Genomic DNA, 17,867 nt, shown 5'->3' with positions numbered 1-17,867 from the left:
CGACCACGGCGCCCTCGGCGACACATCAACACTCGCCGACCCCTCCGTCGTCGACGACCTCGTCGAAAACAGGATGAACCGCTGAGATGACGCGGCCGGAGGAAACGACATGACGGATGAACGCACGGAACGCGGAGCCGCCGCCAACCTTGTCCTGCTGGGGCCGCCCGGCGCGGGCAAGGGTACGCAGGCCCGGATGCTGGAAGAGAGATTCGGGCTGGTGCAGCTTTCCACCGGGGACATGCTGCGCGCCGCCGTGGCCGAGGGGACCGAGGCGGGCCGGCAAGCCAAGGCCGTTATGGATGCGGGCGAGCTGGTGAGCGACGATATCGTCATCGCCATCCTGCGCGACCGGCTGCAGTCGCCCGATTGCGCCAACGGCGTGATCTTCGACGGCTTTCCCCGCACGACGGCGCAGGCCGAGGCATTGGGCGCACTACTGGAGGACCTTGGCGGCGGCGTCACCGCGGCGATCAGCCTTGACGTCGACGACGCGGCGATGGTCACTCGGATCTCGGGCCGGTACACCTGCGCGGGCTGCGGCGAGGGGTATCACGACAGCTTCAAGACACCGGCCACGGCAGGCGTCTGCGACAAGTGCGGCGGCACCAAGTTCGACCGTCGCGCCGATGACAACGCCGAAACCGTGGCCCAGAGGCTGAGCGCCTATCACGCGCAGACCGCGCCGCTCATCGCGTTCTACGAGGACCGGCGCCTGCTGAGCCGCGTGGACGCGATGCAGGGGATCGACGACATCGCCGGAGAACTTGGCACGATCGTCACGAGGGCGGTCGCGTAAGGAGGAGCACCGGCTGCGGCGCGAGGCCGCCGCCCGGCATGGAAAATTCATACTGAAAGGGAGGACACCACCTTGTCCGAGAAAACCGACAACAACGCGTACTGGAAAGCCAACGTGCGCCTCATTCTCTGGAGCCTGGCGATATGGGCGCTGGTTTCCTTCGGGTTCGGCATCCTGCTGCGCCCGCTGCTGTCGGGCATCCCCGTCGGCGGCACCGATCTGGGCTTCTGGTTCGCGCAGCAAGGGTCGATCCTGGTCTTCCTGGCCCTGATCTTCTTCTACGCGTGGCGCATGAACAAGCTCGATGCCGAACACGGCGTGGGCGAGGAATAGGGAGCGCGACCAATGGATCAATTCATCATCAACCTGATATTCGTTGGCGCGTCCTTCGCGCTCTATATCGGTATCGCCGTATGGGCGCGGGCCGGCTCGACCAGCGAGTTTTACGCCGCCGGCCGCGGCGTCCATCCCGTCACCAACGGCATGGCCACGGCGGCCGACTGGATGTCGGCGGCCTCGTTCATCTCGATGGCCGGGCTCATCGCCTTCACGGGCTATGACAACTCGTCCTTCCTGATGGGCTGGACGGGCGGTTACGTTTTGCTGGCGCTGCTGCTGGCGCCCTACCTGCGCAAGTTCGGCAAGTTCACGGTGTCGGAATTCATCGGCGACCGTTTCTACAGCCCGACCGCGCGGCTGGTGGCGGTGATCTGCCTGATCGTGGCATCGACGACCTACGTGATCGGGCAGATGACCGGCGTCGGCGTGGCCTTCGGCCGCTTTCTGGAGGTCAGCAACACCGCCGGCCTGCTGATCGGCGCCTGCGTCGTGTTCGCCTATGCCGTTTTCGGCGGCATGAAGGGCGTGACCTACACGCAGGTCGCGCAATACGTCGTCCTGATCATGGCGTACACGATCCCGGCGATCTTCATCTCGCTGCAACTGACGGGCAACCCGATCCCGGCACTGGGGCTGTTCGGGGACCACGCGGCGAGCGGTGAGCCGCTGCTGACCAAGCTGGACCAGATCGTGACCGATCTGGGCTTCAACGCGTATACGGCGCATCATGCCGACACGCTCAACATGGTGCTCTTCACGCTCAGCCTGATGATCGGCACCGCGGGCCTGCCCCACGTGATCATGCGCTTTTTCACCGTTCCCAAGGTGGCCGATGCGCGCTGGTCGGCGGGCTGGGCGCTGGTCTTCATCGCGCTTTTGTACCTCACGGCGCCGGCCGTCGGCGCGATGGCGCGGCTGAACATCACCGAGCTGATGTGGCCCGAAGGCACCGCCGGGCAGGCCGTCTCGACCGAGACGATCGCCGACAATCCAAAGTATGACTGGATGGCGACTTGGCAGCAGACCGGCCTTCTCGGCTGGACAGACTTCAATAATGATGGCCGGATCCAATACTACAGCGACGGTGGTTTGGGTTCCGCCATGGCCGCTCTCGAAACTGCTCAAGCTGAGGGCGATGCAAACAAGATTGCGGCTGCTCAAGAGGAAGTCGATAAGCTAAGGGAGTCCGGCGTTGCCACGGTGGTGAGCGGGCAGACAGCCGAGGAACACGGCTGGGTTGCAAACGAGCTGACCAACTTCAACCGTGACATCCTCGTGCTGGCCAACCCGGAAATCGCCAACCTGCCCAGTTGGGTGATCGGCCTGATCGCGGCGGGCGGTATCGCCGCCGCGCTGTCGACGGCCGCCGGCCTGCTTCTGGCCATCTCCTCGGCGGTGAGCCACGACCTCGTCAAGGGCCGCTTCAATCCGAACATCTCGGAGAAGGGGGAGCTTCTGTCGGCACGGATCGCGATGGCCGTGGCGATCGTCGTGGCCTCGTACCTGGGCCTCAACCCGCCGGGTTTTGCCGCGCAGACCGTGGCGCTGGCCTTCGGGATTGCCGGTGCGTCGATCTTCCCGGCGCTCATGATGGGCATCTTCACCAAGGTGAACAACAAGGGCGCCGTGGCGGGCATGATCACGGGCCTCGTGGTGACGCTGATCTACATCTTCCTGCACAAGGGCTGGTTCTTCGTCCCCGGCACGAACACATTCACCGATGCCGATCCGCTGCTCGCCACGATCAAATCGACGTCCTTCGGGGCGGTTGGTGCGATGGTGAACTTCGCGGTGGCCTTCCTCGTGTCGAGATCGAGCGCCCCGATCCCCGACGAGATCAACGAGCTGGTCGAAAGCGTCCGCGTGCCCAAGGGCGCGGGAACAGCCGCGGCCGATCACTGATCCCACGCGATGGCCGGGGGCGCCCGACAGGCGCCCCCGGCACACGCCCCGCCGATATTTCCGGACCGGGGAATTTCTTTTAGACAATTTCAAAGACCGCGACAAAGAAGGCGCGCCCGATGACCGATGAGACCGGCCCCCTGATGGATCGCCTAGCGCGGCACGCCCCGTTCGACCTGCTGCCCGGCGCCCTCCGCGACGAGATCGCCGCCAAGCTGCGCCGCGTCACGCTGGAGGACGGGGAAACGCTTTTCACCGAGGGGCGCCCCCTGGAAGGGCTGTACGTGGTCGAGGCCGGGGCGCTCGACATCATGTCGCGCGAAGCCGACGTCGTTTCGCGCCGTGGCCCCGGCGACGTGATGGGCGAGCGCGGGCTGCTGCGTGACGGCCGCGCCATGCTGACCGCCCGCGCGACCGAGACCTGCCGGCTCATCCTGATCCCGGCCGCGGCGTTTCACGACCTGCTGGACCGCGTCGCGCCCTTTGCCGACTGGTTCGGCCCGGCCGCGCCCGCCCGCGCCGCCGGCGATGAAACCCCCTACGCCACGGGTCTGACCGCGCTGCAGGTATCCGACATGATGGCCCGCACGCCAGTATCCTGCACACCGCAGGCCACCGTGACGGACGTGGCCCGGCTGATGCGGGACAGGGTCATCTCTTCGGTGCTGGTCATGCAGGGCGACCGGCTGAGTGGGATCATCACCGTGCACGACCTCACGAACAAGGTTCTGGCCGAGGGCCACGACGGCACCCTGCCCGTCTCGCGCGTCATGACGCCCGACCCGATGACGATCGCGCCGGACGCGCTCGGGCTCGATGCGCTGATCATGATGGCCGACAACGGCATCAATCACCTGCCCGTGGCCCGCGCCGGGCGTATCATGGGGATGATCGGGCGCACCGACCTGATCCGCCAGCAGGCCACCACCGCCAGCCACATGATCGCCGACATCGTGCAGGCCGACGATGCCGAGCGGATGGCGCGGGTGATGGACCGCGTGCCGGCGATGCTGACGCAGCTGGTCAGCGCGGGAACCCGGCATACCGCGATCACCCGCCGGATCACCGACATCACAGATGCGATCACCCGCCGCCTGCTGACACTGGCCGAGGAACGGCTGGGCCCGCCGCCGGTGCCCTATCTTTGGCTCGCCTGCGGCTCGCAGGGGCGGCAGGAGCAGACCGGCGTGTCGGACCAGGACAATTGCCTGATCCTCGACGATGCCGCCGAGCCGGCGCATGACGCGTATTTCGAACAGCTGGCGCGGTTCGTCTCGGACGGGCTGAACACCTGCGGGTTCGTGTACTGCCCGGGCGACATGATGGCCACCAATCCCCGCTGGCGCCAGCCCGTGCGCGTCTGGCGCGAATATTTCCGCAAGTGGATCACGGAGCCCGACAACGAGGCGCAGATGCTGGCCTCGGTCATGTTCGACCTGCGCCCCATCGGTGGCGAGGTCGCGCTGCATGACGGGCTTCAGGCCGAGGTGCTGCGGATGGCGCGCGCCAACTCGATCTTCGTGGCGCACATGGTGGAGAACTCGCTCAAGCACACGCCGCCGCTGAGCCTGTTCCGGGGCTTCGCGCTGATCCGCTCGGGCGAGCACAAGAATACCGTCGACCTCAAGCTGTCGGGCGTGGTGCCGGTGGTCGATCTGGGGCGCATCTACGCGCTGGAGGGCGGGATAGATACCGCCAACACGCGCGACCGGCTGGAGGCCGCGCGGGATGCCGGCCTGATATCCGAGACGGGCGGGCATGACCTGATCGACGCCTACGACCTGATCGCCGAGACGCGGCTGCGCCATCAGGCGGCCTGCATCCGCGACGGGACCAAGCCCAACAACTTCCTCGCGCCCGGCACGTTGTCCGAACTTGAACGCAACCACTTGCGCGATGCCTTCATGGTGGTCAAGACAATGCAATCGGCCCTTGGCCGCGGGAGGTGACAGGATGTTCGTCGAACTCATTGCCACGTTTTTCGCCGCGATCGGCGTTGTCGGTCTGGTTCTGCTGCTCAACCGGATCAGCGGCGGGCGCCTGCCGAAATGGTCGGTGCCCGTCGCGGCGGGTCTCACGATGATCGGCTACACGATCTGGTCGGAATACAGCTGGGCGGACCGCAAGAAGGCCGACCTGCCCGAGGGCATGGTCGTGCTGCGCGAGATCGAGGAGACGGCGGTCTGGAAACCGTGGACCTATCTGGCCCCGCAGGTCACGGGGCTGGTCGTGCTGGACAGCGCGACCGTCCGGCGCAAGGAGGATGCGGCGGACATGCGGCTGGTGGAGATGTATCTTTTCGGCCGCTGGAGACGCCCCGCGAACGTACCGCAACTGGTCGATTGCGCGGCTCCGGCCCGCGCCGACGTGTCCGACAAGGCGCTTTCCGATCCGCAAGAAGCGACGTGGCGCGCGCTGGACCGGTCGGACCCCCTGATCACGCGGGTCTGCGGGGGCGCGAACTGAGGAGGAAAGCACCGTGAGCACCAAGTCCATTCTGCTGGTCGAGGACGAGACCAATATCGCGCTGGCCCTGGAATACCTGATCGGGCGCAAGGGCTACCGGTTGCGGCACGTGTCCGACGGCGACGCGGCGATCACGGCGCTTGCCGAGGAACGGCCCGACCTTGTCGTGCTCGACGTGATGCTGCCCGGCCGGTCGGGATACGAAATCTGCCAGTACATCCGCAACGACGCCGGCCTGCGCGACGTCAAGGTGCTCATGATGACGGCGCGCGGCGGCGAGGTGGAGCGGCGCAAGGGGCTCGCGCTCGGGGCCGACGGCTTCCTGACCAAGCCTTTCGCCACCACCGAGTTGACCAAGGAGATCGCCCAGCTTCTGGGCGAGGCGGAACATGGGTGAACGGCTGGGGCTGCGGCAGCGTTTCGCGCTTTTTTTCGCGGCCTTGGCGACGGGCGGCACCGCCGCCACGACGGGGGCGCTTTGGCTGGGCCATGCCCGGTACGGCGGCCCGGTCGAGGGCTACGTGATCGCCGGGCTGGTCGCCGGTTTCGCACAGGCGGGGCTCGCCACGTGGGTGGGGGTGCTTTTCGACCGCAACGTGGCGCAGCCCATCCGCGCGCTTGCCTCTGATCTCGACACGCGCGCCCGCGCGGCGGTCGGCGCCGACATCGACGAGACACCGGCACGCTATCTCGGGGCGCTCGCCCCGGCGGCCAACGCCATCCACGCGGCGCTGAACGACGCGCGCGCGGCGCAGGATCGCGCGATCGCCCGCGAGACCGAGAAGATCACGCGCGAGAAAGCCCTTTTCGAGACATTGATGCATGACCTGTCCGAGGGCGCCATCGTCCTGACGCCCGATCATCGCATCATGCTGTACAACCGCGTGGCGCAGACGCTCCTGGGGCCGATCGGGCTGGACCGGCCGATTTCCGGGTTTCTGCGGGTGGCCCCGTTGGAACACGCGATCAACAGGATCGCGGCCAAGCGCGACCGGGGCGAGGCGGAATCGGAATCCTTCCTCGCGGCCACGGCCGACGGTGCGCGTTTCCTGCTGGGCCGTGTCAGCCCGGTGAGGTCGGAGGCGGGCCGGATCGGCCATGTCGTGATCTTTCACGACGCCACCGACGACCTGCGCAGCCATGCCGAACGCGACCATCTGTTCAACACCCTGCTGGAGGAGGTCCGCCGGCCCGCCGCCGCGATGAGCGCGGTTCTGGACGTGCTGACCATGGATGCCGACATGCCCGCGAAAAGCCGGGCGACCTTCAACGCCGCCATGCAGCAGGAACTCGACCGGCTGTTCACCAGCCTGCGCGAAAACAGCCGGCGCTACGGCGCCGCGACGGCACGCCACTGGCCGGCTTCCGAGGTTGCGGCTCAGGACGTGTTCGACGCGCTGCATGCCCGGGCAACGGTACCCCTCGCAAGCAGCGGCGGCCAGCATTTCCTGAGTTGCGACGGCTTCGCGATCATCGGCCTGCTGACGAACCTGGTGGCCGGCCTGACCGACGGGGACCGGCGCCACGAGGTGACGCTGGCCGCGGAGCCGCACGACCACGAGGTCTGGATCACCGTTTCATGGCACGGCGACGAGGTGCCCGACGGCCTGCTTGACCGCTGGGTGCGCGCCAATGTCTCGGACGCTTACGGAACGTATTCGGGGCGCGACGTGCTGGACGGGCACCACACCGAGATCTGGGCCGAGACACTGGGCGCGGGTCATCGGATCGTGCTGCCGCTTGCCGCCGCCGGGGCACCGGGGCTGGCGCCCGCGGATGCGCGCCCGGAATTCTATGATTTCGACCTGCCGCAGGGCGACCCGGACAGCGACATGCTGCACACGCCGCTGGCGGACCTGCGTTTCGTGGTCTTTGACACGGAAACCACCGGGCTTGCCCCCCGCGCGGGCGACCGGATCGTGCAGATCGCGGGGGTCCGGCTGATCAATGGGCGGGTTCTGGCCGGCGAAACCTTCGACACGCTGGTTGCCCCCGGTCGGGCGATCCCGGCCGCCTCGACGCGGGTGCATGGCATCACCGACGAGATGGTTGCCGATGCGCCCGATATCGCCGGTGCCGGCAAACAGTTTCACGATTACTGCGAAGGCTCGGTCCTCGTGGCCCACAACGCGCCCTTTGACCTCGCTTTCCTGCGGCTTGACGAGTCGCGGATCGGGCGCCGCTTCGATCATCCTGCGCTGTGCACCGTTTTGCTGTCCGCGGCAGTGTTCGAACATACGGGGGAACACACGCTGGACGCGCTGGCGCAGCGGCTCGAAGTGACGATCCCGCCCGAACGGCGCCATACCGCCCTTGGCGACGCGATGGCCACGGCCGAGGTTTTCCAGCGCTTGATCGAGATCATGCACGGCCGGGGGATCGTCACGCTTGCCGATGCCATCGAGGCCGGCAACCGCATGACCCGCATCCGCAAGGCGCAGGATTACTGACCGCGGCGCGCGACCCCGAGACGGGGCCGCGCGCCTGCCACCCTATCCGTAGACCAGCTTGGGCAGCCACGTGATGATCTGCGGGAACATCATGCACATGGTCAGCCCGACGATCTGCAGGAACAGGAACGGCAGCGCGGACTTGAAGATGTCGCTCATCGGGATTTCCGGCGGCGCCACGCCGCGCAGGTAGAACAGCGCATAGCCGAAGGGCGGTGACAGGAAGCTCATCTGCATGTTCACGAGGTAGAGAACCCCGAACCAAAGGACGAGATCCCCCTCGTCCCCGAGCCCGAAAGCCGCCGCGCCAAGCGCCTTGACGATCGGCACGAAGATCGGCACCGCGAGAAGCAGGATACCGACCCAGTCGAGGAACATGCCCAGCGCAACCAGGATGACCTGCATGAGGATCAGGATACCCCACGGGCCGAGACCGAGGCCGGTCATCGTGCTTTCCACGAAGTCCTGTCCGCCCTCAAGCACGTAGAGCCCGACGAAGATCGTCGCGCCGAACATGATCCAGATGACCATCGCGCTGGCCTTGAGCGTGGTCAGGCAGGCGGCGCGCACGGTATGCCAGTTGAGCTTGCCGTGGATGGCCGCCACGATGAACGCCCCGAAGGTGCCGATGCCCGCGGCCTCGACCGGCGTTGCCACGCCGGCGAAGATCACGCCCAGCACAACCGCGATCAGGGTGAGCGGTGCGGCCATGTTGCCCAGCAGCCGCAACTTCTCGGCGTTGCTGACCCGGTCCGCTGGCGGAATGGGGGGCCCTTTCGCCGGATCGGCATAGCACATCAGCGTGACGTAGCCGATATACATCCCCGACAGCAGCAGGCCCGGCAACACGGCGCCCACGAAAAGCTCCCCCACGGATTGTTCAGCGACCACGGCATAGATGATGGCAAGGATCGACGGCGGGATCAGGATGCCCAGCGTGCCGCCTGCCATGATCGAGCCCATGGCGATCTTGGGGTTGTACTGGCGTTCGAGCATCGCGGGCAGCGCGATGATCCCCATCGTCACCACGGCCGCGCCGATCACGCCGACCATGGCCGCGAGGATCGTCGAGGCAATGATCGTTGCCGCGGCGAGCCCGCCCTTGAGCCCGCCGAGCAGCTTGTAGATCACGTCGAACATCTCGTTGATGATGCCCGCCCTTTCCAGCATCGCGGCCAGGAAGATGAACAGCGGGATCGCCGAGAGCTGGTAGTTCGTCATCAGCGGGAAGATGCGCGAGGGTACGATGTTCAGCGTCTGCGCATCGCCGAGGATGAACAGGAAGACACAGGCCAGCCCCCCCGTGACGAAGGCCAGTGGCAGCCCGACCATCAAGAGCACCATCAGGCTGCCGAACATGAGCAATGTCAGCCAGCCGATTTCCATTTCCAGACCCATGTCTTACGCTCCCTGCAGGCTGTTGCGAACGGTGGCGACATCCTGCGCCAGCTTGGAGATCCCCTGCAGTATCAGCAGGATGGCCCCCACGACGATGGCCCATTTGAAGGGCCAGTAGGCGATCGTCCATTCCGAGAAGGACACTTCGCCGACCCGTGTCGCATCCATGGCGAAAATCCAGCCGGTGGCAAGCAGCGTGCCCGCGAATATGAAGAAGAAGATCGAGGTGAACAGGTCCACCACCGCTTTGCGCAGGGGCGACCATTCGGCATAGAAGACGTCCACCTTGACATGCGCATCCGTCAGCGCGGCATAGGCGCCGGCAATCAGGTACTGCATCCCGAACATGAGGAACATGCCCTCGTGGACCCAGATCGTCGGCGAGTTGAAGACGTAGCGCGCGACGACCTCGAAATAATAGGCGAAAACGGCGATGACCATCCAGTAACTCACGAACTCGCCGGCATAGTAGGACAGCCTGTCGAGGGCGCCGGTCCAGCCGGTGCCGATATGGTCCATATCGCTTTTTTCCTCGGCCTCCTCGACCTCTTCGAGGCGCTCCTCCTCGTCCGCGTAGGGCTGGGGCGCCGCCGCCATCCTGTCCTTGGCCCGCCGCATCATGCCGGGCAGCAGGACCGCGTCGAGCGCGACGAGCGCACAGATGACGAGAAACGCCGTGAAGGCGACGGTCGACCAGAAGTCGCGTGCCTCAGAGGCCGATTCGAGAGACGGTTGCGCCGCCTGCAGATCGGCCTCGGCCTGCTCAAGGCGCTCGGCATCCGTCACCTTTGCGGCCTCGGCCTTTTCCAGCATCCGTTCCGCCCGGATCTCGGCAAAGCTGCCCTCCTCGGCCTCTTCCAGCTCGGCGCGCAGTTGCGCGATCTTGTCGTCGGCCCCCTCGACATTGGGCGCGACCCGCTCGATGAGGCGTTCGGCGCTTGTCACGGCGTTGGCCGCCTCCGATTGCAACTCGCGCGCGCCGCGCTCCTGCGCGTTGGCGAACAGGATCGCGAAGAAGAGCGGCAGGAAGATCAACCCCCAAAGGTTACGCAGATATAGCCGGTGCAAGCCCAGCAGCCCCCCGGTTATCAGGATCATGTAGCCGACCGGGAGCGAGTAACCGTCACCCTGGCGACGTCGCGCCATCACCATGGCGATCACCGGAAAGACGAAAAGCGTCCCCCAGTACAGCCAGTGAGGCAGAATGAAGTTGATGCTGGGCATGAGATTTTCCGTTTGTCACGAGGGATGACAAGCCGCGCCCCCGGAACACCCGGGGGCGCGACAAGCGGTTCAGCAAGAGCGGCTCAGAGATCGAGCGACTGACCCTCGACCATGTCGGGCGACACGTAGCCAAGCGAACCGGACATCATGTAATCAAGCTGCGTCTTGAAGACGCGCGCCGCGTCCTTGTCGCGGTTCGCGTACTTGAACCAGATCGGCACGGCGACCTCGGTCATGATTTCCACGTCGGTCTGGCTCAGGCGTGTCACCTGCGTGCCATCGGCCATGAACTTGTCCCAGGCTTCCTGGTCGGCTTTCTGGATGGCCGCGTGGTGCATGTCGGAATAGGTGTGCACTTCCATCTCGACGAATTGTTTCATCTCGTCGCTGAGCGCGTTCCAGCTTTCCATGCCGACGGTCAGGTCCATGATGTCGACCGGTTGATAGACCGACATGAAGCCCGGGGGGCCCATCGAGATGTAATCGGTCACCTGGCTGAAGCCCAAGGCATAGTTCACCGCCGGGCCGACGTAGTCGGCAACATCGATCGTGCCCTTTTCAAGCGCCGGGAAGATCTCGGACCCGGGCAGCAGCGTTGTCTTGGCGCCCAGCGCCGAGAACATTTCAGCGACCATCCCGCCGGGGGCGCGCATCTTGCGGCCGGCGAAGTCGTCCACGGAACGGATCGGCACCTTGGAGTGGATGATGTTGGGGCCGTGGTGAATGGGCCCGACGAAATGCATGTTCTGCTTGGCATAGAGTTCGCGCGCCATTTCAAGCCCGCCAAGGCCGTAGTAGAACGTGTCGAATTCGTGCGGGTTGCGCATCCCCATGGGATAGCTTGTCAGGAACATCGCGGCGGGAATGATCCCCTGCGCGTAGATCGTGAACGGGTTGACCGCGTCGAGCACCCCGTTCTTGACGGCGTCGTACAGCTGGAAATCGCCGACGACGTCATTGGCGCCGAACGGTTCGAATGCCAGTTCGCCGCCGGTCTTCTCAACGATCGACTCGGCCCAGTCCTGGAAGATCTGCAGGCCGATGCCGCCGGGCCAGGATGTCTGCACCTTCCAGGTGGTGGTCTGGCCCTGCGCGGTCGCGAGGGACGGCGCCGCCAACCCGGATGCGCCGGCGGTGGCAAGACCCGTCAGAGCCGTCCGACGTGAAATTCTGTTCGTTGTCATGTATCCTCCCTTCGACCGGACGGGGATGCTTCCTGCCGGTCCGTTGCTTCTCGCAGCCGCAATAGTATTGATAATGAAAAATTGGTAAAGAAGTTTCTCCAATCACCTTTTCGGTTCGGGTAATCAAGACCGGGCCGCCACCTGCAACACAGGCGCCGCCGGTTGACACCGTGTGAGCCGGGTGAAAGCCTGAAAATCACGTTGAGCGGGGAGGATACGGATCGTGCAGGGTTCGCTGGAGCAGCGGCTGGCCGCCAAGTACGAGTCGCTGAGCGACAAGCTGCGCGAGGCTGGCAATTACCTGATCCGCCATCAGCTCGATACGGCAACGCGTTCGCTGCGGTCCGTGGCCAATGACAGCGGTCTTGCGCCCGCCACCTTCTCGAGATTGGCCAAGGCGCTCGATTACGGCAGCTACGAGGAACTGCGCGACGTCGTTCGCGCGTCGGTCGGGCAGCAGATCAGCTTCGCGGACAAGGCCAGGCAGTTGCGCGAATCCCCGGACATGGCCGACGGGTTGTCTTTCCTGAACAGGCAATCCGAGGCGTGCATCGCCAACATCGCGACCCAGGTGAACACGGCCACGCCGGGGCAGCTTGAACGTACCGTCGCCCGCCTTGCCGATGCGCGCGAGGTGTTCCTGCACGGCGAACTGGCCTCTGCCGTGATCGTCGATTACTTCGCCTACCTTGCCAAGTGGTTCAATGACAACTGGACCGTAACCGGGCACCGCGGCGACAGCCTTGGCGCCGTGCTGGCGCGCGTGACGGACCGGGATGTCGGGATCGTCATATCCAAGACGCCCTACGCCGCGCGGGCCCAACGCGCCGCGGCGCTTTTCAAAGAAAAGGGCGCGGCGGTCGTCGTCATCACCGATTCACACAGCTGCCCGGCCTTCCCGTTCGCGGACGAAGGATTCATCGTTCCTTCGGAAAGTCCGCAATTCTTTTCGTCCCACGCCGCGACGCTCGTCCTGATCGAATCGATTGTCGGGATGCTCGTCGCGCGGGCCGGGTTGACCGCGGAGGAGCGGATTCGCCGTGTGGAGCGTGAGAATCGCACGCTCGAATCGGGGTAACCGCTTCCCGCGCCAGCGTGGCGCCTGTCGTGGCCGGGCCGTTGGCGCCGCCCCACGCGGCGTGTCAGGTGGTGCACAGACCACGACACCAAGAGGCCGGGCTGCCGCCCGGCCGTTTGAAAGTCACGCGCCGCCCGGTCAGGCCGCCTTGCCGATCCGCATGACGTTTTCCCCCGCGACGACCTGTTCGTGCAAGGCCTTGATGGCCGCCTCGGCGCTTTCGCGCGGCACGACGAACTGGACATCCACGTTGCGCGTGGTCTGCTGCGCCGCCACCGCCTCGATCCCCGCATCTTCGAGTGCCGCAAGCCCGCGCGACAGGATCTTGAGCCCGGACAGGTCACGCCCGATGACAGAGACGATCGACAATTGCCGCGCGTTCAGCTCGGCCTGGCCGTAAAGCTGTTCAAGATCGCGGATCACCCGGCGCACCGTTTTCAGCGACGCCTCGACATAGTGCGTGATGGTGTTGGCATTCGACGTCTTGGACACGATCCGCACGTTGTGGCGCTTCAACACCTCCAGCGTGGCGGCGTCATACCCCTTCACGCCGACCATGTCCTGTTCGAACAGCTCCAGCGCCACGACATTCAGGCCCGTCACGATTTCAGCCGCCGGCGCGTCTGCCGGTGTGTCGTCGATCCGCGTGCCCGGATCCGCCGGGTCGAAGGCGTTGGTCACCCGCAAGGGGATGCCGGCGCGCCGCAGGATCTTGGCGGCGTTGGGGTGGATCGCCTCCATCCCCATGTTCGCCAGCTGGTCGGCGACGTCATAGTTCGTCTGCCCCAGCTTGCGCGCGTTTTCCGCCCCGACAAGCCCCGGATCGGCCGAGGACAGGTGGAATTCCTTGTGGATGATCGCCTCGTCCGCGCCGGTATGGGCCGCGATGTTCGAGAACGTGACCTCGGAATATCCGCGGTCGTATTCACGCATCAGCCCTTCGGTGCACTGCGCATACCCCGTCACGATGGGCAGTTCACTGGTCAGGTCGACGTCGGCGAACCCGGCCGTGATCCGTTCGGCCAGCGTGTGTTCCGCCTCGTCCCGCCAACCGCTGAGATCGACGAACCGCGCGTTGACGCCCGCGCGCTGCAGCATGAGGGTGGTGACGAAGGCCGCGTGCGCCTCGCCCAGCCCGGAAAGCAGCTCGCGGATCACCAGCATGTGGCTCGACAGCCGGAAATGCCCGAAGGAACACAACCGCTGCAGGTCGAACAGGCACGACCTTGCGCCCTCGATCCGTTCACGCACGAATTCGTCGGCCATCGCCAGATCGCCCGGCTGATCCAGCACCTCGGCATGGGCCTCGGTCATCGCCTTGGCCACCTGCGACAGCGCATCGAGCCAGCCGTGATCGTCATCATCGTTTGCGAACAGCGCATAGACACCGGGCTGCCCCGATTTCTTGTGCTCGAGCAGAAGGTTGGTGATGCCACCGAACGCCGAGACAACGAAGATGCGGTGGTAGAGGTCTTCGCCCGTACGGTCACCGATCAGCAGGTTGTCGCGCAATTCGTGCACGCGGCTCATGGATGTGCCGCCGATCTTCTCGACGGTATGCTTGGGAAATGTCATTTCATTCGCCCGTTTCCGGGCCCTTCTCAACTGTCTTCGAGGGCGTAGGAGCCGTCGGCCCGGTGCACTTCGCGCCCCGTCACGGGCGGGTTGAACACACAGGCCATGACCAGCTCTTCCTTGGCGCGCAGGGTGTGACGGTCATGCTCGTTCAGGGCATACATCACGCCCGGCTTGATCTCGTGCGTCTCCCCGGTGGCCAGGTCGGTGATCGACCCGGACCCCTGGATGCAGTACACGCTCTCGAAATGGTTCTTGTACTCGAATGTATGCTCGGACCCTGCATCGAGGAAGGTGATGTGGAACGAGAACCCCATCCCGTCATCGGCCAGAAGCATCCGAACCGAGGACCACTGCGCATCCTGCACCACGCGGTCCTTCTCGTTTTCGAGTATCTCGTTGAAGTCACGTACGATCATCTTGTCACTCCGCGGCAAACTTGGTGGTGGCGGTCACGTCGCGCGCGGCGTCCAGCATGATGTTCAGCCCCTTGCGGAACGTGGCCTCGGGCGTTGTCAGCGGCGCCAGCACCTTCACGACCTCGTCGTTGGTGCCCGACGTCTCGATGATAAGCCCCTTCTCGAAGGCGCGCGCGCAGATTTCGCCGGCCAGGTCGCCGGAGCCGACATCGACCCCCTGCATCAGCCCGCGGCCTTTCAGGCGGGCACCGGGGACCAGCTCGGCCAGCTGCTGCAAGCTCTCGGTCAGGATCTTTTCCTTGCCGGCGAGCTCCTGCTGAAAGCTGTCGTCGGACCAGAATTTCTCGATCGCGACGCGTGCCGTCACGAAGGCATGCGTGTTGCCACGGAAGGTGCCGTTATGCTCGGCCGGACCGAACACGTCATGCTCGGGGCGGACCAGCATGAGGGCCATCGGCAGGCCGTAGCCCGAAACCGACTTCGCCATGGTCACGATGTCGGGCATCACGCCCATTTCCTCGAACGAGAAGAACGTGCCCGTCCGGCCGCACCCGGCCTGGATATCGTCGATGATCAGCAGAGCGCCATGTTCATGCGCGAGGTCCGCAACCCGCTTGATCCATTCGGGGCGCGCAGCGTTGAGGCCGCCCTCGCCCTGCACGGTCTCCAGCAGGATGGCCGCCGGCGCGTCAACACCGCTGGACGAATCCTTCAGCATTGCCTCCAGCATGTTGGTCGTGTCGCAGCACCCGCCCATGTAGCCGTCATAGGGCATGCGCGTGACCCCATCGAGACGGATGCCCGCCCCGCCACGGTGATACCCGTTGCCGGTCGCGGCGAGCGCGCCGAGCGTCACGCCGTGAAAGCCGTTGGTGAAAGAGATGATGTTGCTGCGGCCGGTGACCTTGCGGGCGATCTTCATCGCCGCTTCCACTGCGTTCGCACCGGTCGGCCCGGTGAACATCACCTTGTGGTCCATGTCCCGCGGCTTGAGGATCCGGCTTTCGAAAGCGTCGAGGAAAGCCCCCTTCGCATCGGTATGCAGGTCCAGCGCGTGGGCCAGCCCGTCACCGGAGATATGATCGACGAGCGCGGCCTTCATGTCCGGGTCGTTGTGGCCATAGTTCAACGAGGAACACCCGGCCAGGAAGTCGATGTATGTCCGGCCCTTGTCGTCGGTCATCTCTGACCCCTTGGCATGGGTGAACAGCCGGTTTATCCCGCGGCAATAGCTGCGCGCCTCGGATTCACGGCGATTGAAAATGGCGATTTCGGCTGACGTATCAGTCGGCATGGGTTTTCCTCGGTTTGGGAATTTGTTGGGTGAGCAGGGGCGACCCGCGTCTCAGGCCGCCTTCTCCATCCGCTCCTGCAGGTCGATCGTGACCATGTATTCGCTGTTGTGGCGGCCGCGGAAGTGCAGCGACTGCGTGAAATAGGGCTGTATGTTCAGCTTGGTGTCTTTCTTCTCGGCAAACTTGCGGAAGAGCGCCCAGGACGCCTCGTTCGAGCTGGTGATCGTGGTCTGGGTCCGGCGCACGCCCTTGCAGGCATCGCGGTTCAGCAGGGCTTGCAGCATCAGGCCGCCAAGGCCCGTACCGCGCGCCTGCTCGGACACGGCGACCTGCCAGACGAACAGCGTCTCGGGATCATTGGGCATCACGTAGGCCGAGATCCAGCCCACGGCATCGCCTTCGGCATTCTCGGCAAGAACGCAGGTTTCGCTGAAATGATCGCACTGGATCAGGTTGCAGTACATCGAGTTCTCGTCCAGCGGCTTGCAGGCGCGGATGAGCTCCCAGATCTCTGCCCCGTCTTCAGATGTCGGCCGGCGCAGCGAGGGCGCGGCGGTTCGAAACAGTTCAAGTGCGTGTCGCATTGAAGCTACATGTCTCCTTGTTGCTTTGACAGGCAAAATAGCAATGTCGATCGAAAACTTCAATAGCCTAAGTACCACTGTGCGAAATGTCGCATATTTGCACAGGATAGGCGCTTATAGCGTATTTCCGTGTCGCTACAGTGCTTAGATTTTAAATGCTTATTCGGCATTTGCCGATCCTCGAATTTCCTTGTAAACATGAACCAATCCACCCGGAGAATCTCATGGAACGTATTGATATCTGCCTAATCGCCCTGCGCCGAATCCTCCGCGCGACCGAGCTTTTCGGTCGCGAACTGGCGCAATCCGCCGGTTTGACCGCGGTTCAGTTCAGGGTTCTGCAAGTCGTCGCCGAACAGGGCCAGTGCACGGCCACGACGATCGCGCACCGGATGCGCGTCTCGCAGGCCACGGTGACATCGCTCGTGGACAAGCTGGTCCGCAAGGGCATGGTCGTGCGCGAGAAATCTGCGCGCGACAGGCGGCAGACGAACATCATCATCACCGAGGCCGGTCGCCGCACCATCCAGGAAGCGCCCGACGCGCTGCAGCAGCAATTCGTGCGCAAGTTCGAAGCGCTGGACGACTGGGAGCAATCCATGCTCGTGGCGTCTTTGGAGCGTGTGGCCGCGATGCTGAACGCGGCCGACATCGACGCCTCGCCGGTGCTCGATTCGGGTGACATCCACAAGGCGACCTGACCGGGCGGACTGATACGCAGAGCGTCCCGGCGAAACTACGGAAGGTTCGAGGAAGTGGCAGGGGCAGCAGGGCTCGAACCCGCGACCTACGGTTTTGGAGACCGTCGCTCTACCAACTGAGCTATACCCCTAGGGCCAAGGAAGCGGGTACGTTACTCGGGCGCAGAATTCAAGCATTCTTCGGGCGAATCCGTCGGAAAATTATTCCCTGCGGCGGGAAACGGCCGCCGGGGCACAGCGCGCGGCTGTCGCACCGCACGGGCGTCGATACCGACCGTGCCGATTGCGCGACGACCGCAAAAGAAAAAGGGCGCCGCGCGGGCGCCCTTTCCACAGCTTTCGAGAGCACCTCGGCTCACTCGATGATCTTGGCGACGACGCCGGCGCCGACGGTGCGGCCGCCTTCGCGGATGGCGAAGCGCAGGCCGTCCTCCATGGCGATCGGCGCGATCA

17 protein-coding genes and 1 tRNA gene are annotated in these 17,867 nt (G+C 64.9%); 9 read left to right on the top strand and 9 right to left on the bottom strand.

Annotation, left to right across the window (positions count from 1 at the left end; all coding sequences use genetic code 11):
* Positions 1-109: 109 nt before the first annotated feature.
* The 7 genes from ACH107_RS21160 (at position 110) to ACH107_RS21130 (ending at position 7,956) form a co-directional block, all read left to right on the top strand.
* The gene (locus tag ACH107_RS21160; protein ID WP_412507491.1) at positions 110-799 is read left to right on the top strand and encodes an adenylate kinase; all 690 of its coding nucleotides are present in this window, start codon (positions 110-112) and stop codon (positions 797-799) included.
* 72 nt (positions 800-871) lie between these two features.
* Positions 872-1,132, top strand: coding sequence for a DUF4212 domain-containing protein (locus ACH107_RS21155; RefSeq protein ID WP_412507490.1), 261 nt, complete (start codon positions 872-874; stop codon positions 1,130-1,132).
* A gap of 12 nt (positions 1,133-1,144) precedes the next feature.
* The gene (locus ACH107_RS21150; RefSeq protein ID WP_412507489.1) at positions 1,145-3,040 is read left to right on the top strand and encodes a sodium:solute symporter family protein; all 1,896 of its coding nucleotides are present in this window, start codon (positions 1,145-1,147) and stop codon (positions 3,038-3,040) included.
* A gap of 119 nt (positions 3,041-3,159) precedes the next feature.
* Positions 3,160-4,989: a DUF294 nucleotidyltransferase-like domain-containing protein gene (locus ACH107_RS21145; protein WP_412507488.1), complete on the top strand. Its 1,830-nt coding sequence runs from the start codon at positions 3,160-3,162 to the stop codon at positions 4,987-4,989.
* 4 nt (positions 4,990-4,993) lie between these two features.
* Complete coding sequence (locus ACH107_RS21140) at positions 4,994-5,506, top strand: hypothetical protein (RefSeq protein WP_412507487.1); 513 nt, start codon at positions 4,994-4,996, stop codon at positions 5,504-5,506.
* Between the two features lie 13 nt (positions 5,507-5,519).
* Positions 5,520-5,903 (top strand): response regulator transcription factor, encoded by a 384-nt coding sequence (locus ACH107_RS21135; protein WP_412507486.1) that lies wholly within the window; start codon positions 5,520-5,522, stop codon positions 5,901-5,903.
* Complete coding sequence (locus ACH107_RS21130) at positions 5,896-7,956, top strand: exonuclease domain-containing protein (protein WP_412507485.1); 2,061 nt, start codon at positions 5,896-5,898, stop codon at positions 7,954-7,956. Before ACH107_RS21135 ends, ACH107_RS21130 begins: the two co-directional genes overlap by 8 nt.
* Positions 7,957-7,998: 42 nt before the next feature.
* Here ACH107_RS21130 and ACH107_RS21125 read toward each other — a convergent pair whose 3' ends face one another.
* From ACH107_RS21125 to dctP, 3 genes are all read right to left on the bottom strand, one after another.
* Positions 7,999-9,354 carry a TRAP transporter large permease gene (locus tag ACH107_RS21125; RefSeq protein WP_412507484.1) on the bottom strand — a complete coding sequence of 452 codons (1,356 nt, stop codon included), beginning with the start codon at positions 9,352-9,354 and terminating at the stop codon, positions 7,999-8,001.
* A 3-nt stretch (positions 9,355-9,357) separates the two neighbouring features.
* On the bottom strand, positions 9,358-10,578 hold the full coding sequence (locus ACH107_RS21120; RefSeq protein WP_412507483.1) for a TRAP transporter small permease subunit: 1,221 nt from the start codon (positions 10,576-10,578) through the stop codon (positions 9,358-9,360).
* An 83-nt stretch (positions 10,579-10,661) separates the two neighbouring features.
* A complete protein-coding gene (gene dctP / locus ACH107_RS21115; RefSeq protein ID WP_412507482.1) occupies positions 10,662-11,762 on the bottom strand; it encodes a TRAP transporter substrate-binding protein DctP in 1,101 nt (366 codons plus the stop codon).
* A gap of 223 nt (positions 11,763-11,985) precedes the next feature.
* Here dctP and ACH107_RS21110 point away from each other — a divergent pair, with 223 nt between their 5' ends.
* Positions 11,986-12,840: a MurR/RpiR family transcriptional regulator gene (locus ACH107_RS21110; protein ID WP_412507481.1), complete on the top strand. Its 855-nt coding sequence runs from the start codon at positions 11,986-11,988 to the stop codon at positions 12,838-12,840.
* A gap of 138 nt (positions 12,841-12,978) precedes the next feature.
* Here ACH107_RS21110 and ACH107_RS21105 read toward each other — a convergent pair whose 3' ends face one another.
* Genes ACH107_RS21105 through ectA form a run of 4 tightly spaced genes read right to left on the bottom strand, consistent with a single transcriptional unit; the run spans position 12,979 to position 16,713 of the window.
* The gene (locus ACH107_RS21105) at positions 12,979-14,415 is read right to left on the bottom strand and encodes an aspartate kinase (RefSeq protein ID WP_412507480.1); all 1,437 of its coding nucleotides are present in this window, start codon (positions 14,413-14,415) and stop codon (positions 12,979-12,981) included.
* A 26-nt stretch (positions 14,416-14,441) separates the two neighbouring features.
* Positions 14,442-14,834, bottom strand: coding sequence for an ectoine synthase (locus ACH107_RS21100; RefSeq protein ID WP_412507479.1), 393 nt, complete (start codon positions 14,832-14,834; stop codon positions 14,442-14,444).
* A gap of 4 nt (positions 14,835-14,838) precedes the next feature.
* Positions 14,839-16,128 (bottom strand): diaminobutyrate--2-oxoglutarate transaminase, encoded by a 1,290-nt coding sequence (gene ectB, locus ACH107_RS21095; protein WP_412507478.1) that lies wholly within the window; start codon positions 16,126-16,128, stop codon positions 14,839-14,841.
* Between the two features lie 51 nt (positions 16,129-16,179).
* Positions 16,180-16,713 (bottom strand): diaminobutyrate acetyltransferase, encoded by a 534-nt coding sequence (gene ectA, locus ACH107_RS21090; protein ID WP_412507477.1) that lies wholly within the window; start codon positions 16,711-16,713, stop codon positions 16,180-16,182.
* Between the two features lie 224 nt (positions 16,714-16,937).
* On the opposite strand from ectA, the gene ACH107_RS21085 reads away from it, so the two are divergent.
* Entirely contained in the window at positions 16,938-17,414 is a 477-nt protein-coding gene (locus tag ACH107_RS21085) for a MarR family winged helix-turn-helix transcriptional regulator (RefSeq protein WP_412507476.1), read from the top strand.
* A gap of 55 nt (positions 17,415-17,469) precedes the next feature.
* On the opposite strand, the gene ACH107_RS21080 is transcribed toward ACH107_RS21085, so the two are convergent.
* Both ACH107_RS21080 and ACH107_RS21075 read right to left on the bottom strand, forming a co-directional pair.
* A tRNA-Trp gene (locus ACH107_RS21080) sits at positions 17,470-17,545 on the bottom strand.
* Positions 17,546-17,769: 224 nt separating this feature from the next.
* The coding region (locus ACH107_RS21075; protein ID WP_020508486.1) for an elongation factor Tu at positions 17,770-17,867 on the bottom strand (98 nt) is incomplete at its 5' end.

This window comes from Roseovarius halophilus (ex Wu et al. 2025) (assembly GCF_047086965.1).
This window is presented reverse-complemented; position numbering and strand designations above follow the sequence as displayed.